At 23.8% G+C, this 357-nt stretch carries 1 protein-coding gene; it reads right to left on the reverse strand.

All coding sequences use genetic code 11. The features are described 5' to 3' along the window. On the reverse strand, nucleotides 1-217 hold a 217-nt coding region (locus RI68_RS02780), incomplete at its 3' end, for a hypothetical protein (protein WP_038104820.1). Between the last annotated feature and the right edge of the window lie 140 nt (nucleotides 218-357).

A 357-nucleotide genomic window follows, 5' to 3' on the forward strand; every position in this document is an offset into this window, starting at 1 on the left:
AATTAACATTATTAAAGTTGAAAAGAATAGTTTTTAAGTCACTAATTAAATCTTTTTTTTGTTGGATGGATAAATCCTTAATAATAAATTGTTCTTTATTCTCGGTATTTTCTTGTGGTTTATGATAGGAAAGTTGAAATTGATGATAGACAAAAATAGCTATAATACCACCAATCATTAAACAAAGGAAATTATCGAATAAATTATATTTTCTCATTTAATTTCTCCTTTTGGAGGTATTTAAAATATAAAATAAAACCAGTTACACATAAAAATAACCAAAATAACATATTAAAATAAAAAAACAAAGCTAAAAAATGCTGTGCCTCTTGGGAGGCAAAATAAATAGTAGCCACA

It is taken from the genome of Vaccinium witches'-broom phytoplasma str. VAC (assembly GCF_000309405.1).
Taxonomy (GTDB): Bacteria; Bacillota_I; Bacilli_A; order Acholeplasmatales; family Acholeplasmataceae; genus Phytoplasma.